Here is a 24,586-nt window from a genome sequence, read left to right on the forward strand (position 1 = left end):
GATCGATGTCGTGGCCGCTGGCAACCGTCGTGCTGTGGTGGGACCTAGTCGGGATAGACCGTCCGGTGCCGGCGATGATCACGGCGCGGCGACGGCGGCGGTGGCTGGCGAAACAGGAAGCGCGGGTTTTCACCGCAAGCGAGATACCGCCCCGACACGCTGGCCTGGCATTGCTCGAAGGTCTGATAGGCGCATTCGCCGGGATAGCCGAGGTCCGGCCCCTGTGCGCACCACGGATAGTCATAATCGGCGGCGGCCGGCGTGATGCCCGCCGCACCGGCAAGCGTCATCGTTCCCAGGACAAGCACTGCCAATCGCCATGTGCGCATGATCCAACCCGCTCCGACTCTCAGGGTATCGCCGTCACTCAAGCGCGGCATACCGGGTTAGGTTCCCGATTGCTACCCTATTCGGCTTCAAGCCGGTCAATTTTGCAGCCGGGCGCAAGACAAGCCCGCGCGCGCCGGACTTGTCTTGCGCATTCAGCTCGAGACCTACTCGACCTTGAGGCCGGCGAACTCGACCACCTTCTTCCACTTGTCGGTCTCGGCCTTGATGTCGTTGCCGAAGGCGTCCGGCGTCTGGATCAGCGAGTCGCCGCCGAGCTCGACCAGGCGCTTGCGCATGTCCGGTTCGGCGAGCACGGCGTTGATCTCGCCGTTGAGCTTGGCGACCAGCTCCTTCGGTGTGTTCTTCGGCGCGCCCATGCCGAACAGCGCGCTGGCCTCATAGCCCTTCACGGTCTCGGCGATCGCCGGCACGTCGGGCAGTTGCGAGGAGCGCTCCGTCGTCGTCACGCCGAGCGCGCGCAGCGAGCCGGAACGGATGTGCTGGATGATCGAGGGCATGTTGTCGAAGATCACCTGCACCTGACCGCCGAGCATGTCGGTGATCGCGGGCGCCGCGCCGCGATACGGCACATGCTGCATCTTGCAGCCGGTCATCGACATGAACATCTCGCCGGAGAGATGCACCGAGGTGCCGTTGCCGGACGAGGCCATGTTCACCTTGCCGGGATTGGCCTTCACGTATTCGATGAACTCGGCGACGTTCTTCGCCGGAACGTCCTTGTTCACCGTCATCACGTTCGGCACGCGGTTGAAGGAGGCAACCGGCGCGACGTCGCGCACGAAGTTGAACTTCAGATTGGCATAGAGCGAAGCGTTGATGTAGTTCGCCGGATTGACCAGCAGCACGGTGTAGCCGTCCGGCTCGGCGTTGATCGCAGCCTCGGTGCCGATATTGTTGCCGGCGCCCGGCTTGTTCTCGATCACGAATTGCTGCCCGAGCTTTTCCGACAGCCGCTGCCCGATCAGGCGCGCGATGATGTCGGTGGCGCCGCCCGGCGGATAGCCCACGATCCAGCGCACCGGCCGCGCCGGATAATCGGCTGCGGATGCGCGGCCGATCGCGAATGTCGAAATCCCCGACCCGATCAGGCCCAGCGCAGTGCGGCGTGAAATCATGAAGTCTCTCCCGATCCAGCAGGGTTTGCTCCCCTGCCCGTTTCTGTTGCGTTGCGTGCGGCGCGGTTTTAACAAACAATGTCTGGAGCGGCCAGTGCGACACGTACGCCACCGACCGCGACGAAAGACTAAGCTGCAATCTCGTTATGACGCGTTTTCTTCACGCGAACCGGTGTCCACTTCGCTGGAAAACGCTCTGGACCGAAGAGGATCGATCATGTCCGTCAAGGTGAATGGGCTCGACCATCTCGTGATCAACGTCACCGATGTCGTGCGCTCTGTTGCCTGGTACAGCAGGATTCTCGGCATGGAAGTGAAGGTGTTCGATCCCGGCAAGGGCAAGACACCGCGCACCTCGCTTGTGTTCGGCAACCAGAAGATCAATGTGCGGCCGCGCGATGCCGACAAGGTGGAGTGGTTCACCGCCGATCACGAGGCGGCCGGCAGCGACGACCTCTGCTTCCTCACCTCGAGCACACCGGAGCAGGTGGTTGCGCATCTGAAAGCCAATGGCGTCAAGATCGAGGAAGGCCCGGTCGCCAAGCAGGGCGCGCGCGGCACGCTGCGATCGGTCTACTGCCGCGATCCCGACGGCAGCCTGATCGAGATTTCGTCGTACGAGGATGGCGCGAAGTAGCTTCCGCGCCACGTCTTCCGCGCGACGGAACGGATTGCTCCATCGCTACGCTTCCGATTTGCTCTCGGCGCACACCGATGGCAGAACTGCTCCCAACCAAGACCAATCGCGGCCGGCAAAGCCGCGCGGGAGGACACATGACCAGTTCAAAAGCAGTGCCCGGCATCGTCGGACCGTTCGCGGGGCTCGACGTGCCGTGGTTGCTGCGGATGCGCGCCGAGGTGCGCCGCGATCATCCATTCCTGATCTGGGCCCCGTTCGATGCGCCGGCGCGGCGCTGGAGCTATGGCGAATTTCATGAGCGTGTCGGCGCGCTGGCCGCAGGGCTTGCCAAGCGCGGCATCCGGCAAGGCGACTATGTCCTGATCCATCTCGACAATTGCATCGAGGCGATCATGTCGTGGTTTGCCTGTGTCGAGCTCGGCGCGATCGCCGTCACCACCAACACCCGCTCGGCCGCGGCCGAGATCGAATATTTTGCCGGCCATTGCGGCGCGGTCGCCGCGATCACCCAGCCGGCCTATGCTGAACTGATCGCAGCCAACTGCAAGGGGCTGCGCTGGATCGCGGTGACCTCGCACGATGCCGGGCAGGCCCCGGCACAGCCGACCGCGCGCGGCGATAGCTTCGATTCGCTGTTCGCCGACAGCGCCGACCGGCCGAAGCGCCCGATCGATCCGCTCGCACCGTGCAGCGTGCAATACACCTCCGGCACCACGTCACGGCCGAAGGCGGTGCTGTGGACCCATGCCAACGCGCTGTGGGGCGCCAAGATCAACGCCGCGCACCAGGACCTGCATGCGACGGACGTGCACCAGACCTATCTGCCGCTGTTCCACACCAACGCGCTGGCCTATTCGATGCTGGCGAGCCTGTGGGTCGGGGCGACCTGCGTGATCCAGCCGCGCTTCTCGGCGAGCCGGTTCTGGCCGGTGGCGCTCGAACACGGCTCGACCTGGACCTCGACGATTCCGTTCTGCATGAAGGCGCTGCTGGAGCACGAGGTCCCGAAGGATCACAAGTTCCGGCTTTGGGGCACCGCCGTGAACGAGCCGCCGCCATTCGCCGTGTTCGGCATCAAGATCATCGGCTGGTGGGGTATGACCGAGACCATCACCCACGGCATCATCGGCGAGGTCGACCAGCCGAACACGCCGATGTCGATCGGCCGCGCCGCGCCGGAATACGAAATCCGCATCACCAGTGATGACGGCACCGCGACCGGCGTCGGCGAGACCGGCAATCTCCTGATCAAGGGCATTCCCGGCCAGTCGTTGTTCGCCGAGTATCTGCACAACGACAAGGCGACGCGCGAGAGCTTCGACGAGCACGGTTATTTCATCACCGGCGACCGCGTCACGATGCTGGAGCGCGGCTATATCAAGTTCGGCGACCGCTCCAAGGACATGCTGAAGGTCGGCGGCGAGAACGTCGCGGCCTCCGAGATCGAGCAGGTGATCGCCGTGGTGCCGGGCGTGCGCGAGGCCGCGGTGGTCGCGAAGAAGCATCCGATGCTCGACGAGGTGCCGGTCGTCTTCATCATCCCGCAGGCCGGCGTCACGGCCTTGCCGGCCGACCTGCACGACAAGGTCATGACCGCCTGCCGCTCGGCGCTCGCCGACTTCAAGGTGCCGCGGGAGATCCGCTTCGTCGACGAGATGCCGCGCTCGACGCTGGAGAAGGTCGCGAAGGCGGAGTTGCGCAAGATGCTGGAATAGGACCTGCTCGTCATTGCGAGCGAAGCGAAGCAATCCATGGTTCAGCGCATGCGAGATAAATGGATTGCTTCGTCGCTGCGCTCCTCGCAATGACGGTGAGACCTTAATTCACCTCGAACCGGATCGGCAGCTTCTTCGGGCCACTCACAAAATAGGCCTGCGTCATCTTCACCTCGCCGTCGAGCGACAGCGATTTCAGGTGCGGCAACAGCTCCTCGAACAGGATGCGCATCTCGAGCTTGGCGAGATACTGGCCGAGGCAGAGATGCGCGCCATAACCAAACGCGACGTGGCGGTTGGGCTTGCGGTCGCTGCGGAAGCGGTCGGGCTCCTCGAACACCTCCTCGTCGCGATTGCCCGAGGCGTAGCACAGCATCAGCCAGTCGCCCTTGGCGATCTTGCGGCCGCCGAGCTCGGTGTCGGCGGTGGCCGAGCGCATGAAATGCTTGACCGGCGTCATCCAGCGGATCGATTCGTCGACCAGGCCCGGGATCAGTTCCGGATTGGCCTTCACCTTGGCGAACTCCGCGGGGTCCCTCGCCAGCGCCCAGATCGCGCCCGCGGTCGAGGACGAGGTGGTGTCGTGGCCGGCGGTCGCGACGATCATGTAATAGCTGGTCTGATCGTGCTCCGGCATGTAGTCGCCGCCGATCTTCGCATTGGCGATGACGGTGGCGAGATCGTCGCGCGGATTCTGCCGGCGATCCTCGGTGATCTTGCGGAAATAGGCGGAGAAGTCGGCGATGATCGCCTGCAACATCACCGAGACCTGCTCCGCGCTCAGCGCGTCGCGGACGCGCGCCGTGTCGGGATCCTGCGGGCCGAACAGCTCCTGCGTCAGCTTGAGCATGCGCGGCTCATCGGCCTCGGGCACACCGAGGATCTCCATGATGACGTGCAGGGGATAGCCGAGCGCGACGTCGTCGACGAAATCGCAGGCGCCGCCGCGGTCGAGCATGCGCTGCACGGTGGCGCGCGCGATCTCGCGGACCCGGCCCTCGAACTTGCCGAGATTGGCCGGCATGAACCAGCCCTGCGTCAGCGCGCGATACTTCGGATGGTCCGGCGCGTCCATCTGCACCAGCGAGCGCACCAGATTGGGACCGCCGGTGATCTTGCGAACGCGTTCCTCGAGCGCCTGGTTGGTCAGCGTGGTCGGGCGGTCGGCATTGTGGAACAGCTCGTTCTGCCGGCTGATCGCCTGGATATGGGCGTGCTTGGTCACCACCCAGAACGGATCGAACTTGTCGGGCCGCGCGATGCCGAGCGGGTTGTTGGCGCGCAGCCAGCGATAGCTGTCGTGGATACTGTCGTCGGCATAGGCGACGGGGTCGACGAGGGTAGCCGCGATATTGGCGGGGATATCGAGATCCCCGGTCGTTGCCGTGTCCATGATCGTCCTCACCCGCGGAAGCCATCGGTCGTGCCGATGATCACCGGAATCTAGGCGGGGTTGAGGAGGACGACTTGCGTTGATTGGCTAAAAGCCTCGCCCTAGGCAGACGGCAGAGGCCACGAGGGCTCAATAATGCCCGAATGCCACCGGGCGGAACGCCTGCAACAATTGCTGGTCGAGCTTGCCGCCCATCTCCTCCATCATGGAGAATGCCTTGGCGTGGGTGAATTGCAGCCGGTAGGCGCGCTTCTCGACCAGGGCGGCATAGACGTCGACGATCGTGGTGACGCGGACGATGTCGCTGATCTCCTTGCCGCTGAGACCGTTCGGATAGCCGGTGCCGTCGAGGAATTCGTGGTGGTGCAGGATCACGTCGAGCATTTCCGGCGGGAAGCCGCCCTGGGCGGACAGCGCCTCGTAGCCGCGGCGCGGATGCTCGCGGAGCTCGGCCATTTCCTCGACCGTCAGCGTGCCGGGCTTGTCGAGCAGCGCGACCGGAACGAACGCCTTGCCGACATCGTGCAGCAGCGCGGCGCGGGCAAGCCGGCGCTGATCGTCGTCGCGCATGCCGAGGTGCTGCGAGAACGCCACCGCGAAGCCGGTCACGAACAGGCAATGGCGATAGGTCTCCTGGTGATGGCAGCCGACGGTGGTCAGCCATTCGCGCAGCGAGTTGTGCTTGATCGCCTTGAGGATCTTGTTTTCGGCGGCGACGATGTCGTCGAACTTGAGCGGTTCGCCGGCGCGCATCCGCTCGAACATCTTGACCATCACGCCATGCGCGGCTTCGACGCCACGGTTGAGCGCCTTGCCGCGATCGGTCTCATCGTAACCGCTGTTGTCGGGGAACGCGGCGCGGATGCGCTGGAGGATGCCGCGCGCATCGAACGGCCGCGAGATGGTGTCGGTGGCGCCGAGCGCCCAGGCCTGCATCGAGGCGTGGTGCAGCGCATCCGCCAGCACGAACAGCCGCGGCATCTCGCGATAGGCATCGGCCTGCAACTTGGCGCGGACCAGTTGCACCGCTTCGGGCGAGCGCAAATTGATGTCGACCACGATGCCGGAAAGATCACGGTCGGGCCGCTCGGGAATATCCGACGTCGGAACGGTATCGACCTCGCCCACGGAGCGCAGGATGCTGGCGAGTTCGGTGCTTTGATCGCTTCGATCCGACGCCAGCAGCAAGCGGCGCTTCGAAGTCTGATTATTGGCCAAGGCAGTCATGGAATCCCCGTCGCGGTAACGACCGACGGCGGACGCTACCTGACGATGCGTTCCCTCCCGCTTAATGGGGATGCTGAACGGCGGTTAAGCGCGGTCGATACAATTTGATGGACCGGAAAATCCGCTAGCAATATCAGGCCGGCCCGGACCGACGCGTCGAGGCGGCTCCCGCAGCCAATCATCAATTTTTGGGTGGTTCAAGATGGCGTTGATACCTGCGTCGGCGCGCTCACGCGCAGGGTCTCAGATAGCCTGCGGCGATCGCCATCTCCACAAGCTCCTTGATGCCGTCGCGGAGACCGCTGATGCCGACGTCGCGCTCGCTCCGCTCGTGCCAGACGACGCCCGCGTCGAAGCCAGGCAGATCGAACGGAAGCTTGAACCTTGCAACGTCCGTGCGGCGCTCGACCAGCCCATCGGGAACGATCCCGAGCAGATCGCTGTTGGCGACGAGGCCGGCCACCAGCATATGGCTCGGCACCAAAAGGCCGATGTCGCGCGTGATCCCCTGACGGCGCAAGGCGAGATCGATCCGGTTCGGAAACAGCCCGTCGGAGGATACCATGACGTGACGTTGCGCCATGAAGCGTTCGCGTGACGGCCGCTTCAGGATCGGATGACCGGGTCTGGCGATGCCAACGAAGTCCGAGCGGCAGAGTTTGAGCGCGTGCAACTTCGCGGGCAGCGGCTCGAGCGGCGCCACCATGAGATCGCAAGTGCCGTCGACCACCATGCGTACCGCAACGTCCGGGCCCGGCCACGGCTTGGCGTGGACCGACAGATAGGGCGCCCTCGCCTGAACCCAGCGCCACAGATCCGGCAGCAGTCCCGCCAGCGCATAATCGCCCGATGTCAGCGTGACGGTCTGGCGAACCTCGGACAGCGGCTGCGGGGTCAGCCCGACCACGGCCTCGACCCCGGCCAGCACGTCGTTCAGCGGACCGGCCAACCGCTCGGCCTTGGGCGACAGCATGAAGCGATTGCCGTGCCGGATCAGGATCGGATCGTCGAACAATACGCGCAATCGCTCCAGCGCGTTGCTGAGCGCCGGCTGCGAGAGGCCGACACGTTTGGCCGCCTTGCTGACGTGGCGCTCCGCGAGCAACGCCTGCAACACCACCAGCAGATTGAGGTCGATCGAACGCAAATTCATCTGATCAATACCCGGATATACAAAGTATCCATTAGATCGATGCATTGCACTGCGCTAGGAGTTTCGCAACTCACTTGCCCCTCACCGCCGACCTTTGCCGGGGGCGCGATCGATCCGAACACCGGCCACGATGTGGATGCGGCGCTGCGGATGGGCCGCGCCATCGCAGGCGCGCGCCTTCATGGACCCTTGTGATGCATGCCCCAAGCGCGCCGGCCTGGCACGCAACCTTGCGACCCTCCTGACCGGAATCTGCGTGTCCTCCTGTGCGCACGACCCATCCGATCGCGTCACCGGGGAGTGTTCGGTGGCGCTGGTCGGCAAGTGCTCGTCCAAGCAGGTCACCAGCGACCTGTCGGCGAGCGACAAGGCGGCGCTGGTGTCGTTGCAGAACCGCAAAGTCGGCATCACCATCAACGATGCGTTGAAGGCCGCGGAAGCCTCGCTGAAGGCAAACGAGTTCGAGCAGGTGTCGATCGACAGCACCGGCGCACTGGTGCAGGGCGAGAAGAATCACAAGATCGCCGACCGTGGTCATCAGGTGCTACAGGCGGTGATCAACGCCAAATTGCCGATGCTGAGGGCCAAGCCCGACCACGAGACGACGCGCGCGCTGGTGACGGTGCACGCGCTGTCGGGCATCACCGCGGTGCACGCCGAATTCATCACGACGATCTGGGACAGCAAGGGCGATTCGAAGACGCGCGTGGTGACCGATCCGCAGGTCTATAATTCGTTCTTCGCCAAGTTCGCCGACAATTCGCCCCGGTGATCGCGAACGAGAAGACGCCGGAGAGCGGTGCTCTCCGGCGTCTTCATTGGTTCGGTCGTTCAGGCCGTCACGCCTTCATCGCGGCCTTGACGGCCTCCGCGGTGATCGGCAGGCCGCGCACACGGGCACCGACCGCGTTGAACACGGCGTTGCCGATCGCCGGCGCCACCACCGTCACCGCGGGCTCGCCGACGCCGGTCGCCTTCTCGCCATTGGCGATGACGTTGACCGCGACTTCCGGCAGCTGGCTCATCCGCAGCGGCGTGTAGCTGTCGAAATTGGTCTGCTCGATGCCGCCGTCCTTCAACGTCGCCTTCTCGAACAGTGCCAGTGACATGCCCCACAGCGCCGCGCCCTCGACCTGGGCCCGGATGCCATCGGGGTTCACTTGCGTACCAACGTCGGTCGCAACCGTCAGCTTCTTCACCGTCACCTCGCCCGACGGGGCGACCGCGACATGCGCGACGCAAGCCGTCCAGCTCGCGGTGGCGCGCTCCTGCGACGACACGCAGGCAACGCCCATGCCTTCACCCTTGGGCAGCTTCTTGGTGCCGTAGCCGGCGAGACCCATCGCCGCGAGCAAGGTATTGCGGAGACGCTGTGCGCCGCCGTCGTTCTTGCCCTTGCCGTCGAGCAGTTCAACCCGCAGCAGGGCCGGGTCCTTGCCGGTCGCATGCGCGATCTCGTCGACCATGCTTTCGATCGCCCAGAACGTCCAGCCCGGCGCCACCGAACGGAGCTGACCTGACGGGGTGGCGTTGTGCGCCATCTCGTTCTTGATCGCCCGCACATAGTGGTTCGGCACGGTGTAGAAGAAGTCCGCACCGTTGACCGTGAACGCGTCGAGCGGCCCCTTCTTGTCGACCGAGGGCGACAGGAAATCAGGGATACCCCAGCGCGCGGTCGGCCAGGCCGACACCACGTCATGGCTGAGAGCGACGACCTTGCCGTCGCCGTCCATGCCGGCTTTCACCTTCTGGTAGGTCAGCGGACGCGAGAAATCCATCGTCATGTCGTTCTCGCGCGTGTAGATGACCTTGACCGGCTTGCCCGTGGCCTTCGCCGCCTGCACCGCGGGCACCATCATGTCGGCGTCGAGACGCCGGCCGAAGCCGCCGCCCAGCCACGTCTGGTGCATCACCACGAACTTCGGATCGATCCCGGCGGCGCCGGCCGCGATCGCGCCGGAGCGCGTCGCGAACTGGTTGCCGGAATAGATGTGCAGGATGTCGCCCTTGAACTCCGCGGTGGCGTTCATCGGCTCCATCGGCGCATGGATGTTGATGTTGGTGGTGTATTCCGCCTCCAGCACCTTGGCCGCCGAGCCAAAGGCCGCATCCGGATCGCCGTCCTTGACGAAGAACTGCCCGGAATCGCTCAGCCCCTGCAACCGCTTGGCTTCGGTGAGCAGCGATTCGCTCGACAGCTTCGCGTTCGGGCCGCCGTCATAGCTGATCTTCAGCGCCTCGGCCGCCTTCTTCGCCTGCGCGTAGGTGTTGGCGACGGCGACGACCCAGCCGGTCGTGGTGGTGGTCTTGTCGTCCAGAGTGACGGCCTTGATGAAGCCGGGCAGCTTCTTGGCCGCGCTGTCGTCGACCGACTTCACGGTGGCGCCATAACGCACCGGCGGCGTGACCAGCGCGCCGTAGACCATGCCCGGCAACATCGTGTCGATGCCATACTTGGCCGTGCCGTTGACCTTCAGCGGAATGTCGAGCTGCGGCACCGAGACGCCGATCATGGTGTATTGGTCGGCGGTCTTCAGCTTGATCGCCTTCAGATCGTCCGCCGTGAACGTCTTGGTCGCCTTGCCGCTCTTCACCACCTCGGCGAACGACATCGACTTCTTCGACTTCGCGTGACTGATCCTGGAGTCGCGTACCACCAGCTCGCCGGCCGGCACGCCCATGGAGGCCGCCGCCGCCTCGGTCAATGCGATGCGGCCGGCTGCGCCGGCGCGGCTCATGGCGTCGAAGTTCATCATCGTCGACCAGCTGCCGCCGGTGATCTGCGCGCCAAGCACGGGATCATTGTACTTGGGATCGTTGGAAGCGAGCTGAACCCGCATGTCCTTCCAGCTCGCGCCGAGCTCTTCGGCCACGATCTGCGCCATGGTCGAGGCGACGTGCTGGCCCATATCGGCCTTGCCGCAGGTCACGGTGACGAGCCCGTCGGGCGCGATCGCATACCAGACGCTCGGCTCGAAATTGGCCGGCGCGGGCGCCGCGAGCGCCTGATCGATGCCGGACGCGGCGTAGCCGAGCACGAGACCGGTGGCAGCGGTGCCGACCAGGAAGGAACGGCGGCTGAGATCGGTCGCCTCGGGGGCGAGGTTCTTCACGTGTTTGTTCATGTGGCCCTCCGCTCGGATCCGGTGGCCGATGCGGTGCGCATGTCGGACGCAGCGCGCATGATCGCCTTCTGGATTCGGGAATAGGTCATGCAACGGCACAGATTGCCGTCCATATGCGCGACCACTTCTTCCTTGGTCGGATTGGTGTTCTTCGACAGCAGCGCGGCGGCCTGCATGATCTGACCGGACTGGCAATAGCCGCATTGCGGCACCTGCTCGGCGACCCAGGCCTTCTGCAACGGATGATCGCCCTTGACGGAGAGGCCTTCGATGGTGGTGATCTTCTTGCCGACGGCGTCCGCGAGCGAGGTCTGGCAGGACCGCACGGCTTCGCCGTTGAGGTGGACCGTGCAAGCGCCACAGAGACCCGCGCCGCACCCGAATTTGGTGCCCGTCATCTGCAATTGCTCGCGGATGACCCAAAGCAGCGGCGTATCATTGGCCGCCTCGACGGACATGTTCCGTCCGTTGATATTGAGATTTGGCATCTCTCTCCCCTTCCGGTGTAGGAAGCCGCTTACGGCGGCAACTCACTGTTGGGTCATGGCTGGCGCCCACCGGGTAAGCGACAGTTGCCAAGACAATGATCCGGTTACCGCTTGGAGGCAATCCAATTTGGAACCGTTCGAAAGGAATAAGTCTTCCGAAGGCGCCGGTTGTGCGTTGCGGCAATTGCATGAAGCTTTTGAAATGCCAGTATTGATGCCTTATCGGTAGGTCCTACCAAGGTCGGTAGTGCCGCCGGACCGGACGCCGGCGGGAAACAACGAGGAGCCCGTGAATGGCCAAGCTCAACCGCGACGGCGTCGAGATCTATTATGAGATTCACGGCAACGGCCCGCCTCTGATCCTCACCCACGGCTACTCTTCGACATCGGCGATGTGGCAGGGCCAGATCGAGGCGCTGTCAAAGCGGCACAGGCTGATCCTGTGGGACATGCGCGGGCATGGCCAGTCCGACTATCCCGACAATCCCGATGCCTACAGCGAGGCACACACGGTCGGCGACATCGCCGCCCTGCTCGACGCTGCCGGCGCCGACAAGGCTGTTGTCGGCGGCCTGTCGCTCGGCGGCTACATGTCGCTGGCCTTTCATCGCGCCCATCCCGAGCGGGTCCGCGCGCTGCTGATCATCGACACCGGCCCGGGCTTCAAGAAGGACGAGGCCCGCGAGGTCTGGAACAAGCGCGCTCGCGACACCGGCGACCGGTTCGATCGCGAAGGGCTCGACATGCTGAAGTCGCTGAGTCCCGAGCGCGCGTCGGTCACGCATCGCAATGCCCGGGGCCTCGCGCTCTCGGCGCGCGGCATGCTGGCGCAACGCGACGCGCGGGTGATCGAGTCGCTGCCTGACATCAAGGTCCCGTCGCTGGTGGTGGTCGGCGCCGATGACACCCCGTTCCTCGCAGCGTCCGACTACATGGCGGTGAAAATCCCCGGCGCGCAGAAGGCGGTGATCCCGAACGCCGGCCACGCCGTCAACATCGATCAGCCGCAGCTCTTCATCGATGCCGTGCTACCGTTCCTGGATGGTCTTGAAGCGGGCGCGCCGGGAAAGACCGGGTGATGCATCAAGTGAGGGATCGAGCCATGAAGACGATTGCCGCCGCCGTGTTGCTGACTGTGGCCGCGACGGCAGCGAGCGCCGAAAAGCTGCCGCCGTTCGGCGGTCCAGCATCCGCCTTCCCCGCGACGCTGTCGAACAACACGCCGCTGGTGTTCGGCATGGGCGTCGAGGACGCGCAACGCGCACTCGGCACGCCCTTCACCCATGTCAGCGGTCGGCCCGGCAACGAGATCTTCCTGACCTTCCGCGACCTCGGGGGGAGCGGGCTATTGCCGCACCATGACCGCCTCTTCCTGCAATTCCGCAAGGGCCGCCTCGCCGGCTGGAAGGGCGACTGGGGCGAGAACTGGATGTGGCGCTAGAGCGTTTTCGAGCGAAGTGGATACCGGTTCGCGTGAAGAAAACGCGTCAAGACAAAAACCCGGAGCCCCGTTCTGATTCCATCGGGACGGGGCTCCAGCCTCCCGACCCACCACCGACATCTTCATGCAACCCCCAACGTGACAAGGATGGACCATGGGACAAGACATCAAGCTCAAGGCTTCGGATGGATTCGAGCTCGGCGGCTATCGCGCCGATCCGGCCGGCGCGCCGAAAGGCGCTGTCGTCGTGATCCAGGAGATCTTCGGCGTCAACCACCACATCCGCTCGGTCTGCGACCGGCTGGCGAAGGAAGGCTATGTCGCGGTGGCGCCCTCGATCTTCGACCGCATCACGCCGAACTTCCAGAGCGGCTACTCACCCGATGAGATCGCCGAGGCGCGCAAGTTCGTGGCCAATCCGGATTGGGCTGCGATGCTGCGCGACACCCAGGCCGCGATCGACGCGGTGAAACCGGTCGGACCGGTCGGCATCATCGGCTTCTGCCTCGGCGGCAGCATCGCCTATGCGGCCGCCACCAAGCTGTCCGGCCTTTCTGCCGCGATCGGCTATTACGGCGGCGCCGTGGTTCGCTTCGCCGACGACAAGCCGGCCGTGCCGACGCAACTGCATTTCGGCGAGAAGGACACCGGCATTCCCTTGAGCGATGTCGAGACCATCAAGTCGAAGCGGCCCGAGGTCGAGGTCTTCATCTATCCGGGCGCGCAGCACGGCTTCCATTGCGACGAGCGCGCCAGCTACGACAAGGCCAGCGCCGACATAGCCTGGCCGCGCAGCATGGAATTCTTTGGAAAGCACCTGCGCTGATGAAGCGCAGCTCTTTTTACCTCGTCATTCCGGGCTCGCGCGTCGCGCGCCCCGGAATAACGGAACGAGAGTGATTGCCTGGCCTAGAACCAGCGCTCGCCGACGAACACCGTATCGCCCGGGCTCATCGGCGTGCCCATCGGCACCACGAAGCGGCCGGAGCCGGATGCATCGGTATGGGTCAACGTCACGCTGTCGCGCCGGGCGCGCGGCGAGAAGCCGCCGGCGATCGCAACCGCGCTCTCGACGGTCATGTTCGGCACATAAGGATACTGGCCCGGCGCCTGCACTTCACCAAGGATGAAGAACGGACGGTAGGACTCGATCTCGACCGCCACTGACGGTTCGCGAATAAAGCCGTTGCGCAGCTTTGCCGAGATTTCGGCGGCGAGACTGGCTGGCGTGCGGCCGCGCGCCGGCACCGAGCCGATCAGCGGCATGGTGATCGTACCAGCGGCGTCGATCGCGTAGGAATTGGTCAGGCCTTCCTGGCCGTAGACCACGACACGAAGCTTGTCGCCGGGGCCGAGATGATAGGCATTGTTATATCCCGCGGGCCCACCCGGCGCGGCGGCATAGACGACCGGGGCGGGAACCGGCGCGGCATAGTCATAACCAGGGGAAACGTTAGCGAAGGCGGAACGCAATGCGCTGATCGCACCGCCACCGCCGGCATCGGCGACCGGAGCGGGTGCGTAGGCTGGACCATAGGTGACGGCATCAACGCCTTGTGGGCCCATGGCAACCGGACCGGACGTGCTCATGCAGCCAGACAGCGCGAGCGCAGCCACAACGGCAGTGATCGGCAATCGTAACGCGCGTGCAACTGGCACCGGACTTATCCCTCAACGGCGAGACAAGCCTAGTCTTGCACCACTTATGGTTAATAAAGGGTTCGCCGAGGGCAAGCGGGGAGCCGGACAGCCCGGCTCCCCCTTGATTTAGCGCACGACGATGCGATCAGGCGGCGGTGACGCCGACGCCGATCGGGCACGACACGCCGGTGCCGCCAAGCCCGCAATAGCCCGCCGGGTTCTTCGCGAGGTACTGCTGATGATAGTCCTCGGCGAAATAGAATTCGCCCGACGGTGCGATCTCGGTGGTGATCGCGCCGAGCCCCTTGGCGGCAAGTGCCTTCTGATACATGGCCTGCGATGCATCGGCGGCTTTGCGCTGCGCATCGCCAAAGGTGTAGATCGCGGAACGATACTGCGTGCCGATGTCGTTGCCCTGGCGCATGCCCTGCGTCGGGTTGTGGTTCTCCCAAAACGTCTTCAGCAGCTTCTGGTAGGAGATCTTCTTCGGGTCGAACACGACCAGCACCACCTCGGTGTGGCCAGTGCGCCCCGAGCACACCTCCTCATAGGTCGGGTTCGGCGTGTGGCCGCCGGCATAGCCGACCGCGGTGGTGTAGATCCCGTCGCCGAGTTCCCAGAACTTGCGCTCGGCGCCCCAGAAGCAGCCGAGCCCGAACACGGCCTGCTCGAGGCCCTGCGGATAGGGCGGCGTCAGCCTGCTGCCGTTGACGAAATGGGTGGTCGCGGTCGGGATCGGCGTCGCGCGGCCCGGCAACGCCTCGGCGGCGCTTGGCAACGCGGTGGTCTTGCGCATGAACAACATGGATACCTCCAGGCGGGACATCGGCCGACGCGGGCTGCGGCCTGCGGGCCGGCTGTCACTTATATAGGTCGTTACGCAAATGATGGCAGCCCCGTTACCTGACGGGCCGCGGCCAAGGACGCTGCCGCCAGGGACGGCTGTAGCCAAGGAGGACTGCAACCACGTCAGTCGCGCGCGTAGCCGATCAGCGGCTTGCGCGGCCGGAACAGGATCATCAGCAGGATGCCGGCGATGCCGAGCACCGCGAACACCGGTTGTTCCAGCAGCACGCGGATCACGCTGGTCCAGAGCCAGGGCGCGACGCGGTCCACCCAGGCATGGAAGGCTTGCTGGCTCGACTGGTGGATATCGTTCCAGAACTGCCCGAACTGGGTGAAGCGCAGGCTCTGATCGGCGACGTAGCGGGCCCCGTCATAGACCATGAAGATGAAGCTGCCAGCCAGCAGCAAAAGGCCGATCAGACGGAAAAAGCCGCGGATCATGCGTCACCCAAACTCCCTGTCGCGCCCCGTGCGTCGTCAGGCCTTACCGGGCGCCCCCCGGAAATTCAACCTCTTCAGCGGCTTATCCGGCCCCCGCAGGCCGGATTTCAGGCCCTTTTTCGGTCCCGAAAGCGTTGACGGTGCTGCCTGCGCCATCTATAAGACCGGCCGATGGCGGCGGGCGCAATCCTGCCGCCGCTGTTCTTTGGACAGCGCCGCATGCGGAGGCAGCATTTTGCCCCCCTCGCATGGCCGCCTCAAGAACACCTTGGACCAATACATCAGAGTCGAGATTTGAACCGGCCGGTGCGCGCGAAGCCCGACCACCGAGCGACACCGCCGAAGGACAGTTAGAGAAACCATGGCCAACACCACTTCCGCCAAGAAAGCGACCCGCAAGATTGCCCGCCGCACCATCGTCAACAAGTCGCGCCGCACGCAGATGCGTGGCGCGGTGCGCACCGTCGAGGAAGCGATCAAGAGCGGCGATCGCGAGGCGGCGCTCAAGGCGATGAGCCACGCCGAGCCCGAGCTGATGAAGGCGGCGCAGCGCAACATCATTCACAAGAACAACGCGAGCCGTAAGGTGTCGCGTCTCTCGCAGCGGATCGCCAAGCTCGCCAAGTAACGAGCCCGCCAACTAAGACGTTGGCGAAGTGAGCTGACTGAAAAGCACATTTGTCACGAAGCCCGGCTCGCGCCGGGCTTTTTGTTTTTGTCGCTTCGTTTGTCGTGGAAGTTTCATCGCGCGAGAGCAGTTGGCGTTGCCGCGCAACGAACTGCGTGCAATGTTTCGTCGCGTCCGTAGTTCTACTTGCCAAGTATGCTTAACGCGACGCACTCGCGCGTAGATTGTTCTGCGCTAAGCGCGATAGATGGAATAGCGCGCAGTGACCAGCGACGAAAATTGCGAGCGGGGTTACCCTGCAAAAGTAATCGAGAAAAATGACGCTTCGCGAATTACTTATGCACATAGCGCCAGACAGCGATTGGAAAAGCGACCGGCGCGCGACCAAATGTAAATTTTCTATGAAAATTTTTTGGTATTGCACCGTGGTTTGTGACACGCGCGAATCTGTACGCTGATTCAAAAACTTGCTTTCGCGTCTCGTCGCTTGCAGCGTCGCAACAGTTGCGAAGACTCGCGTCCCCCGTCGAATCCACGGATTGTCAGGAAATCCGCTTGGTGTATTTATTTCTTGTTCGCGACGCCCACGGCTCTCCAGATCAGCGCGGTTTGAGACCCAAGGGCGGACGTGCAAATCGGCGGCGGTGTGCGCGTTAGCGACGCTTTCCAAGCGAAGCTAGATTGACGGCTCATAGCGATATGAGGACGGTCGGCCTGTGTCAAAATTTCTCCGGCGATATCCCCGGCTATTCGGGGGATCGAACAAGAGAGACCAGGGCGTCAGTCGGAATCTGGCAGCGGGAACGCGGAGCAAGTGAACGGGTTGACGACGACACGCGGCGGCGAAGCGCCGGGCATTTCGGTGTTCGGTAGCGGCAGTTCGAATTTGAAGACACGAGCAAGCTGACAACTTGCCGCGATACGTCGCGGCGGGAGGGGGAGGACTTATGCCTTACGGTATCATCACTGCAGTCGAACCAACGACAACCGAAGTGCAGATCTCCTGTGGTGCCGTAATCAACCCCTCGGACGTTGGCTCTTACCCCCAGAGACCGTCGAGTACGCGCTGACCTCGCGGGACGCCTCTTCTCCAAACAGCTGATCTGTCGCGTGGCGCATGGCCGCCACACGGGAGAACTTTGTCCGGAGCAGAACCGCGCCCGCTGGAGGTCGCGCCGTGGCAGGAAACATGCACGGCGCTTTCGCAACATCATCTCTCAGATTTGGAAAAGTACGAAGGCAATGACGAATACGGAACAGGATCGCTGGTCGCGGGTGAAGGGACGTTTGCGGACGAGCGTTGGCGAGGACGTCTACACGAGCTGGTTCGCACGGATGGATCTGGAGAGCGTGCACGATGAGAGCGTGCACCTGTCGGTTCCGACCCGGTTCCTCAAGAGCTGGATCCAGGCGCATTATGCCGACCGCGTGCTGACCTGCTGGCAGGCCGAAATGCCCGAAGTGCATCGCATCGACCTCACCGTGCGCTCCGCGATCCGTGCGACGGCTCCGGTGAAGGAACCGGTTGCGCCGGTCGAAGTGCGCCGCATCGAGCGCACCGACGGCCGCCCGGCGCCTGAACTGCGCTCGGTTGCCACCGCGCCGGTGTCGGCGAGCCACGACGCGCTCGGCGGCTCGCCGCTCGATCCGCGCCTGACCTTTGCAAGCTTCGTCGTCGGCCGCTCCAACACGTTGGCCCACGCGGCCGCGCGCCAGGTCGCGGAAGGCCGCCGCGGCGATCCCGTGATGTTCAACCCGCTCTACATCCATGCCGGCGTCGGCCTCGGCAAGACGCATCTGCTGCAAGCGGTGACCTGGGCCGGCAATTCCGGCGGCGAGCGCAAGGTGCTGTATCTCACCGCCGAGAAATTCATGTATGGCTTCGTCGCCGCGCTGAAGACGCAGACGGCGCTGGCGTTCAAGGAGGCGCTGCGCGGTATCGACGTGCTGGTCATCGACGACCTCCAGTTCCTTCAGGGCAAGTCGACGCAGGCCGAGTTCTGCCACACGCTGAACGCGCTGATCGATGCCGGCCGCCAGGTGGTGATCGCGGCCGACCGTCCGCCGTCGGACCTGGAGAGCCTCGACGACCGCGTGCGCTCGCGGCTCGCCGGCGGACTCGTCGTCGAGATGGGCTCGCTCGGCGAGGAACTCCGCCTCGGCATCCTCAAGTCGCGCGTCGCCGCGGCCCGCGTGCACCATGCGAGCTTCGACGTGCCGGAGGAGGTGCTCGACTATCTGGCGCGCACCATCACCCATAATGGCCGCGACCTCGAAGGCGCCATCAATCGCCTGCTGGCGCACTCCAAGCTCAACAACCAGCCGGTGACGCTGGAGATGGCGGAGCGCGAGGTGCGCGACCTGATCCGCCCGCAGGAACCGAAGCGGATCAAGATCGAGGACATCCAGCGCGTGGTCGCCCGGCAGTACAATGTCAGCCGCTCCGACCTGCTGTCGTCCCGCCGTACCGCCAACGTGGTGCGCCCGCGCCAGGTTGCGATGTATCTGGCGAAGACGCTGACCCTGCGCTCGCTGCCGGAGATCGGCCGGCGCTTCGGCGGCCGCGACCACACCACGGTGCTGCACGCCGTGCGCAAGATTGAGGCACTGGTCGCCAAGGACACGACGCTGTCGGAAGAAGTCGAGTCGCTGAAGCGTCAGTTGCAGGAGTAAGACCACCGCACCTGGCCGGTTCGTTCCATGGCCCTCCCTCGACCAGGGGAGGGCCAGACTTTTTTCCGACCCAAAACGTGGGGAACGGGCTCCGTTTCCCGCCCGCCTCCCTTGCACCGGCCGCCCATCCGCGCCACCTTGCGGTCCCCCGTGGGTTTGATCAAATCTGGTATTGATCCGACTATTCGGGTTTCCAACGCCGCGGTGCTGCCCTGAACGGCCGCCCGGCTTTTCCATCTGAGGGATCTGGCGGGTATTGCAATGAAGGTCACCGTCGAGCGCGCGCAACTGCTGAAATCGCTGGGTCACGTCCACCGCGTGGTCGAGCGCCGCAACACCATCCCGATCCTCGGCAACGTGTTGATCCGCGCCGAGGGCGCCAAATTGTCGCTGAAGGCGACCGACCTCGATCTCGAGGTGACGGAGACCCTGGCCGCCGAAACCGGAACCGCCGGGTCGACGACGGTGCCGGCGCACATGTTCTACGACATCGTCCGCAAGCTGCCCGACGGCTCGCAGATCGTGCTCGAAGCCGACGGCGACCGCTCGGTGCTCGCCGTGCGTGCGGGGCGCTCGCGCTTCACGCTGCAAACGCTGCCCGAGAGCGATTTCCCGGGCCTTGCCGCCGGCGACATGACGCATTCGTTCTCGCTGCCGGCGTCCGACATCAAGCGCCTGATCGACCGCACCCAGTTCGCGATCTCGACCGAAGAGACCCGCTATTATCTCAACGGCATCTATCTGCACGCCGCCGGCAGCGCCAAGGCGGCGACCCTGCGCGGGGTTGCGACCGACGGTCACCGGCTGGCCCAGATCGACCTCACGCTGCCGAAGGGCGCGACCGGCATGCCCGGCGTGATCGTGCCGCGCAAGACCGTCGGCGAAGTGCAGCGGCTGATCGAGGGCGACGACGCCGAGATCGCGATCGAGCTGTCGGATGGCAAGATCCGCTTCACGCTCGGCAATGTGGTGCTGACCTCGAAGCTGATCGACGGCACCTTCCCGGATTACGGCCGCGTCATTCCGCAGAACAACGACAAGGAACTGGTGGTCGACAAGAAGGACTTCGAGGCCGCCGTCGACCGCGTCTCGACCATCTCCAGCGAACGCGGCCGCGCGGTGAAGCTGGCTTTGTCCGCCGGCAAGCTCGTGCTCTCGGTGACCAACCCGGATTCCGGCAGCGCCACCGAAGAACTCGAGGTCGAATACGCCTCCGATGCGCTCGATATCGGCTTCAATTCGCGCTATCTGCTCGACATCGCCGCCCAGATCGAAGGCGAGGTCGCGGTGCTGAAGCTGGCCGACCCGGGCTCGCCGACGCTGGTGCAGGACAAGGACAGCAAGGGCGCGCTCTACGTGCTGATGCCGATGCGGGTGTGATTTCTTCCGCACGCGCAACTGCACCCTCTCCCCTTGTGGGAGAGGGTGGCGCCAAAGGCGCCGGGTGAGGGGTTGGTGCCGCGAACGCCAAACCATCGACCAACCGACGAACGCCTCCGCAGCTTCGCGAAGAAGATGCGCCGCGAGCCGACCGACGCGGAGGCGAAGATGTGGCGCCTGCTGCGCGATCGGCGCCTGTCGCACTTGAAATTCCGAAGACAGGTTCCATTTCGAAATTACATTCTCGACTTCGCATGTTTCGAGAAGCGCCTTGTTATCGAGATCGACGGCGGCCAGCACGCTTCGTCGCAACAAGACGCATCCAGGACTGATGCGCTTGCCGCAGAAGGCTTCCAGGTGTGGCGCTACTGGAACAATGACGTATTGCAGACCCCCGGGGCGGTGCTCGAAGACATTGTCGCCAAGCTTGCCGAGCTGTGAGATACCCCTCACCCGTCGCCTCACTTCGTGAGGCGCCACCCTCTCCCACAGGGGGAGAGGGGAAGGAGAGAGATGACCCCGTCCCGCATTCATCGCCTGTCGCTGACGCATTTCCGCAATTACCGGACGGCGACGCTCCAGGTTGCGGGCGACATGGTGGTGCTGGTCGGGCCGAACGGCGCCGGCAAGACCAATTGCATGGAGGCGGTCTCGTTCCTATCACCGGGCCGCGGCCTGCGCCGTGCGACGCTGGAAGACATCGCTGACAATCAAGGCAACGGCTCCTGGGCGGTCTCGGCCGAGGTCGAGGGCGCGCTCGGGCTTGCGACGCTGGGCACGGGCATCGACGCACCGACCGGCGAGACCGGCAGCACACGACGCTGCCGCATCGATCGCGAGCCGGTGGGGTCCGCCACCGCGTTCGGCGATCATTTGCGCATCGTCTGGCTGACCCCTGCGATGGACGGCCTGTTCATGGGCGCGGCGTCGGAGCGGAGGCGCTTCTTCGACCGCCTGGTGCTGGCGATCGATTCCGAGCATTCCAGCCGGGTCTCCGCACTGGAGCGTTCGCTGCGTTCGCGCAACCGGCTGCTCGAGGTGCGCAATTACGACGACCATTGGTGTGACGCAATCGAGCGCGAGACCGCCGAGCTCGCGGTCGCGGTCGCCGCATCGCGCGGCCAGACCGCAGCCAAGCTCACGGCGATGCTGCGCGAGCGCGGCGCGGCCTCGGCCTTCCCCTCCGCCGAGATCATGCTCGACGGCTGGATGGAGAATGCGCTGCTACAGGAGCCCGCGACGGCGGTAGAGGACCGCTACCGCGAGATTTTGCGCGCCAGCCGGCCGCGCGATGCCGCCGCCGGACGCACGCTCGACGGCCCGCATCTGACCGATCTGCAGGTGGTGTACGCACCGAAGAACATGCCCGCGCGTGACGCGTCGACCGGCGAGCAGAAGGCGCTCTTGATCGGACTGGTGCTGGCGCATGCCACGATGGTCGCGGAGATGACCGGCATCGTGCCGCTGCTACTGCTCGACGAGGTCGTCGCCCATCTCGATCCGAACAGGCGCAAGGCGCTGTTCGACGAGCTCGCCAAGCTCGGCGCACAGGTCTGGATGACCGGCGCGGACCCGGCCGCGTTCGTCGACATCGGCCCGCGCGGAGAGATTTTCGACGTCGAATCCGGCCGTGCGACACGGCGCGGCTGACGGCACGGAATCGGCCTCAATCAGCGCTTCGAATCTGCCGCCGAATCGGGCTTTTCAGAGCCTTCCGAATCGGCCTTTGGAGACCTTGAAAAAGGCCTAAAAAATCCTATTTATTCAGTACTTTGTGGACAGAGACTTTGCGCTAGGCGCAACTCCACTTTCATGGCACAAATAGCGCAATCAGCGCCTCATATTGCGCAGCTGATTCGGGACATCCTCGAAGGCCTCACATGACAGAACCTGCCCGGCAGACCCCTGCCGAATCTGAGCATCCCATTCCGACCGAATATGGTGCGGAATCGATCCGGGTGCTGAAGGGCCTCGACGCCGTCCGCAAGCGGCCCGGCATGTATATCGGCGACACCGATGACGGTTCCGGCCTGCATCACATGGTCTATGAAGTCGTCGACAACGCGATCGACGAGGCGCTGGCGGGCCATGCCAGCCGCGTGCTGGTCACGCTCAATGCCGACAATTCCGTCACCGTGTACGACGACGGCCGCGGCATTCCGGTCGACATCCACAAGGGCGAAGGCGTCTCGGCGGCCGAGGTCATCATGACCCAGCTGCACGCCGGCGGAAAGTTCGACCAGAACTCCTACAAGGTCTCCGGCGGCCTGCACGGCGTCGGCGTCTCCGTGGTCAACGCGCTGTCCAGCAAGCTCGGCTTGCGGATCTGGCGCGACGACAAGGAGCACTACATCGAATTCGCGCACGGCGATGCCGTCGCGCCGCTCAAGGTGGTCGGCGATGCCCCGGGCAAGCGTGGCACCGAGGTCACCTTCCTCGCCTCGACCGAGACCTTCAAGAACGTCGAATATGATTTCGCGACGCTGGAGCACCGGCTGCGCGAGCTCGCCTTCCTCAATTCGGGCGTCCACATCGTGCTCTCCGACATGCGCCACGCGGTCGAGAAGCGCGAGGAGATGCACTATTCCGGCGGCGTCGAGGAATTCGTCAAATATCTCGACCGCAACAAGAAGGCGATCGTGCCGGCACCGATCATGGTACGCGCGGAAGCCAACGGCATCGGCGTCGAAGCCGCGCTGTGGTGGAACGACAGCTACCACGAGAACGTGCTGTGCTTCACCAACAACATCCCGCAGCGTGACGGCGGCACCCATCTGGCCGGCTTCCGCGGTGCGCTGACGCGCCAGGTCAACGGCTATGCCGAGGCCAATGCGAAGAAGGAAAAGATCGCGCTGACCGGCGACGATTGCCGCGAAGGCCTCACCGCCGTTCTCTCGGTGAAGGTGCCCGATCCGAAATTCTCGTCGCAGACCAAGGACAAGCTGGTGTCCTCGGAAGTCCGCCCTGTGGTCGAGAACGTGCTCAACGAGGCGCTCGCCACCTGGTTCGAGGAACACCCGACCCAGGCGAAGGAGATCGTCGGCAAGGTGATCCAGGCTGCGGCTGCCCGTGAGGCGGCGCGCAAGGCACGCGAGCTGACGCGCAAGAGCCCGCTCAGCGTCTCCTCGCTGCCCGGCAAGCTTGCCGACTGCCAGGAGAAGGATCCGGCGAAATCCGAACTGTTCATCGTCGAGGGCGACTCGGCAGGCGGCAGCGCCAAGCAGGGCCGCAACCGCGAATTCCAGGCGGTGCTGCCGCTACGCGGCAAGATCCTCAATGTCGAGCGCGTGCGTCCCGACAAGATGCTGTCGTCCGAGCAGATCGGCACCCTGATCACCGCGCTCGGCACCGGCATCAGCGACGATTTCTCGGTCGACAAGCTGCGCTATCACAAGATCATCGTGATGACCGACGCCGACGTCGACGGCGCCCATATCCGCACCCTGCTGCTGACCTTCTTCTATCGTCAGATGCGCTCGATCATCGATGGCGGCTATCTCTATATCGCCCAGCCGCCGCTGTATAAGGTTTCGCGCGGCAAGTCCGAGCAATATCTGAAGGACGAGCGCGCGCTCGAGGACTATCTGATCTCGACCGGGCTCGACGAATGCGTGTTCAAGCCGGCCTCCGGCGACGACCGCTCGGGCCGCGATTTGCTGTCGCTGGTCGAAGACGCCCGCATCATCCGCTCGGTGCTTCGCAACCTGCACAGCCGCTACAATCGCGCTGTCATCGAGCAGGCCGCCATCGCGGGCGTGCTGAGCCCCAGGATCACAAGCGAGATCGAAACCGCGAACGCGGCGGCCGACTATATCGCCAAACGGCTGGACGCCGTCGCCGACGAGGTCGAGCGCGGCTGGGTTGGCACCTTCACCGAAGGTCAGGGCTTCCAGTTCGAGCGTACCGTGCGTGGCGTCAAGGAAGTGGCCGTGATCGACGACGCCTTCCTTGGCTCGGCCGACGCCCGCAAGCTCGATGGATACGCGACCGAGCTGCAAGCGATCTACGTGCGGGCCGGCAAGCTTCGGCGCAAGGATGCCGAGCAGATCATCCATGGTCCGATCGACCTGTTCGAGGCGGTGACCGACGCCGCCCGCAAGGGCATCTCGCTGCAACGCTATAAAGGTCTCGGCGAGATGAATCCGGAGCAGCTCTGGGAGACCACGCTGGACAAGGATGCGCGCTCGCTGCTTCAGGTGAAGGTCAAGGAGGTCGACGAGGCCGACGACATCTTCACCAAGCTGATGGGCGACGTGGTCGAACCTCGCCGCGACTTCATCCAGGAAAATTCGCTCAGCGCCACGATCGACATCTAACGACCGACTTTCT

At 64.5% G+C, this 24,586-nt stretch carries 22 protein-coding genes; 12 read left to right on the top strand and 10 right to left on the bottom strand.

Annotated elements, in window-relative coordinates; translation table 11 throughout:
* Positions 1 to 44: 44 nt before the first annotated feature.
* The gene (locus CWS35_RS05060) at positions 45 to 329 is read right to left on the bottom strand and encodes a DUF3551 domain-containing protein (RefSeq protein ID WP_024584536.1); all 285 of its coding nucleotides are present in this window, start codon (positions 327 to 329) and stop codon (positions 45 to 47) included.
* A gap of 165 nt (positions 330 to 494) precedes the next feature.
* Positions 495 to 1,466 carry a tripartite tricarboxylate transporter substrate binding protein gene (locus tag CWS35_RS05065; RefSeq protein ID WP_024584537.1) on the bottom strand — a complete coding sequence of 324 codons (972 nt, stop codon included), beginning with the start codon at positions 1,464 to 1,466 and terminating at the stop codon, positions 495 to 497.
* A gap of 217 nt (positions 1,467 to 1,683) precedes the next feature.
* Here CWS35_RS05065 and CWS35_RS05070 point away from each other — a divergent pair, with 217 nt between their 5' ends.
* Positions 1,684 to 2,103, top strand: coding sequence for a VOC family protein (locus tag CWS35_RS05070; protein ID WP_100951114.1), 420 nt, complete (start codon positions 1,684 to 1,686; stop codon positions 2,101 to 2,103).
* 137 nt (positions 2,104 to 2,240) lie between these two features.
* Complete coding sequence (locus tag CWS35_RS05075) at positions 2,241 to 3,821, top strand: AMP-binding protein (RefSeq protein WP_100951116.1); 1,581 nt, start codon at positions 2,241 to 2,243, stop codon at positions 3,819 to 3,821.
* Positions 3,822 to 3,924: 103 nt separating this feature from the next.
* Here CWS35_RS05075 and CWS35_RS05080 read toward each other — a convergent pair whose 3' ends face one another.
* From CWS35_RS05080 to CWS35_RS05090, 3 genes are all read right to left on the bottom strand, one after another.
* Entirely contained in the window at positions 3,925 to 5,214 is a 1,290-nt protein-coding gene (locus CWS35_RS05080; RefSeq protein ID WP_024584540.1) for a cytochrome P450, read from the bottom strand.
* A 129-nt stretch (positions 5,215 to 5,343) separates the two neighbouring features.
* Positions 5,344 to 6,441 carry an HD-GYP domain-containing protein gene (locus CWS35_RS05085; protein WP_024584541.1) on the bottom strand — a complete coding sequence of 366 codons (1,098 nt, stop codon included), beginning with the start codon at positions 6,439 to 6,441 and terminating at the stop codon, positions 5,344 to 5,346.
* Positions 6,442 to 6,670: 229 nt separating this feature from the next.
* Entirely contained in the window at positions 6,671 to 7,594 is a 924-nt protein-coding gene (locus CWS35_RS05090) for a LysR family transcriptional regulator (protein ID WP_168226271.1), read from the bottom strand.
* A gap of 307 nt (positions 7,595 to 7,901) precedes the next feature.
* Here CWS35_RS05090 and CWS35_RS05095 point away from each other — a divergent pair, with 307 nt between their 5' ends.
* A complete protein-coding gene (locus tag CWS35_RS05095) occupies positions 7,902 to 8,366 on the top strand; it encodes a hypothetical protein (protein ID WP_100951120.1) in 465 nt (154 codons plus the stop codon).
* A 67-nt stretch (positions 8,367 to 8,433) separates the two neighbouring features.
* Here CWS35_RS05095 and CWS35_RS05100 read toward each other — a convergent pair whose 3' ends face one another.
* Together CWS35_RS05100 and CWS35_RS05105 are read right to left on the bottom strand one after the other, a co-directional pair.
* Positions 8,434 to 10,719, bottom strand: coding sequence for a molybdopterin cofactor-binding domain-containing protein (locus CWS35_RS05100; RefSeq protein ID WP_024584544.1), 2,286 nt, complete (start codon positions 10,717 to 10,719; stop codon positions 8,434 to 8,436).
* Complete coding sequence (locus CWS35_RS05105) at positions 10,716 to 11,207, bottom strand: (2Fe-2S)-binding protein (protein WP_100951122.1); 492 nt, start codon at positions 11,205 to 11,207, stop codon at positions 10,716 to 10,718. Before CWS35_RS05105 ends, CWS35_RS05100 begins: the two co-directional genes overlap by 4 nt.
* Before the next feature lie 293 nt (positions 11,208 to 11,500).
* Between CWS35_RS05105 and CWS35_RS05110 the strand changes: the two genes are divergently transcribed.
* The 3 genes from CWS35_RS05110 to CWS35_RS05125 all read left to right on the top strand — a co-directional run bounded on the left by CWS35_RS05110 (position 11,501) and on the right by CWS35_RS05125 (position 13,474).
* Complete coding sequence (locus CWS35_RS05110; RefSeq protein WP_100951124.1) at positions 11,501 to 12,286, top strand: alpha/beta fold hydrolase; 786 nt, start codon at positions 11,501 to 11,503, stop codon at positions 12,284 to 12,286.
* A 23-nt stretch (positions 12,287 to 12,309) separates the two neighbouring features.
* The gene (locus CWS35_RS05115) at positions 12,310 to 12,648 is read left to right on the top strand and encodes a hypothetical protein (protein ID WP_100951126.1); all 339 of its coding nucleotides are present in this window, start codon (positions 12,310 to 12,312) and stop codon (positions 12,646 to 12,648) included.
* A 154-nt stretch (positions 12,649 to 12,802) separates the two neighbouring features.
* A complete protein-coding gene (locus tag CWS35_RS05125) occupies positions 12,803 to 13,474 on the top strand; it encodes a dienelactone hydrolase family protein (protein WP_024584548.1) in 672 nt (223 codons plus the stop codon).
* 83 nt (positions 13,475 to 13,557) lie between these two features.
* Here the strand turns inward: CWS35_RS05125 and CWS35_RS05130 are convergent, their stop codons facing one another.
* The 3 genes from CWS35_RS05130 to CWS35_RS05140 all read right to left on the bottom strand — a co-directional run bounded on the left by CWS35_RS05130 (position 13,558) and on the right by CWS35_RS05140 (position 15,576).
* Complete coding sequence (locus tag CWS35_RS05130; protein WP_024584549.1) at positions 13,558 to 14,307, bottom strand: polysaccharide biosynthesis/export family protein; 750 nt, start codon at positions 14,305 to 14,307, stop codon at positions 13,558 to 13,560.
* 127 nt (positions 14,308 to 14,434) lie between these two features.
* Positions 14,435 to 15,094, bottom strand: coding sequence for a peptide-methionine (S)-S-oxide reductase MsrA (gene msrA, locus CWS35_RS05135; RefSeq protein WP_100951128.1), 660 nt, complete (start codon positions 15,092 to 15,094; stop codon positions 14,435 to 14,437).
* Positions 15,095 to 15,258: 164 nt separating this feature from the next.
* A complete protein-coding gene (locus tag CWS35_RS05140) occupies positions 15,259 to 15,576 on the bottom strand; it encodes a hypothetical protein (RefSeq protein ID WP_100951130.1) in 318 nt (105 codons plus the stop codon).
* Between the two features lie 361 nt (positions 15,577 to 15,937).
* Here CWS35_RS05140 and rpsT point away from each other — a divergent pair, with 361 nt between their 5' ends.
* The 6 genes from rpsT to gyrB all read left to right on the top strand — a co-directional run bounded on the left by rpsT (position 15,938) and on the right by gyrB (position 24,573).
* Positions 15,938 to 16,204, top strand: a complete 267-nt coding sequence (gene rpsT / locus CWS35_RS05145) for a 30S ribosomal protein S20 (RefSeq protein ID WP_024584552.1) — start codon at positions 15,938 to 15,940, stop codon at positions 16,202 to 16,204.
* Between the two features lie 1,242 nt (positions 16,205 to 17,446).
* On the top strand, positions 17,447 to 18,877 hold the full coding sequence (gene dnaA, locus CWS35_RS05150) for a chromosomal replication initiator protein DnaA (protein ID WP_100951132.1): 1,431 nt from the start codon (positions 17,447 to 17,449) through the stop codon (positions 18,875 to 18,877).
* Positions 18,878 to 19,138: 261 nt separating this feature from the next.
* Positions 19,139 to 20,257: a DNA polymerase III subunit beta gene (dnaN, locus tag CWS35_RS05155; protein WP_024584554.1), complete on the top strand. Its 1,119-nt coding sequence runs from the start codon at positions 19,139 to 19,141 to the stop codon at positions 20,255 to 20,257.
* A 75-nt stretch (positions 20,258 to 20,332) separates the two neighbouring features.
* Positions 20,333 to 20,698 carry an endonuclease domain-containing protein gene (locus CWS35_RS05160; protein WP_100956046.1) on the top strand — a complete coding sequence of 122 codons (366 nt, stop codon included), beginning with the start codon at positions 20,333 to 20,335 and terminating at the stop codon, positions 20,696 to 20,698.
* Between the two features lie 72 nt (positions 20,699 to 20,770).
* Positions 20,771 to 21,907 (top strand): DNA replication/repair protein RecF, encoded by a 1,137-nt coding sequence (gene recF / locus CWS35_RS05165; RefSeq protein WP_024584556.1) that lies wholly within the window; start codon positions 20,771 to 20,773, stop codon positions 21,905 to 21,907.
* Between the two features lie 230 nt (positions 21,908 to 22,137).
* Entirely contained in the window at positions 22,138 to 24,573 is a 2,436-nt protein-coding gene (gene gyrB, locus CWS35_RS05170) for a DNA topoisomerase (ATP-hydrolyzing) subunit B (protein ID WP_024584557.1), read from the top strand.
* Positions 24,574 to 24,586: the final 13 nt, after the last annotated feature.

The organism is Bradyrhizobium sp. SK17, assembly GCF_002831585.1.
In the GTDB taxonomy this organism is placed as follows: domain Bacteria; phylum Pseudomonadota; class Alphaproteobacteria; order Rhizobiales; family Xanthobacteraceae; genus Bradyrhizobium.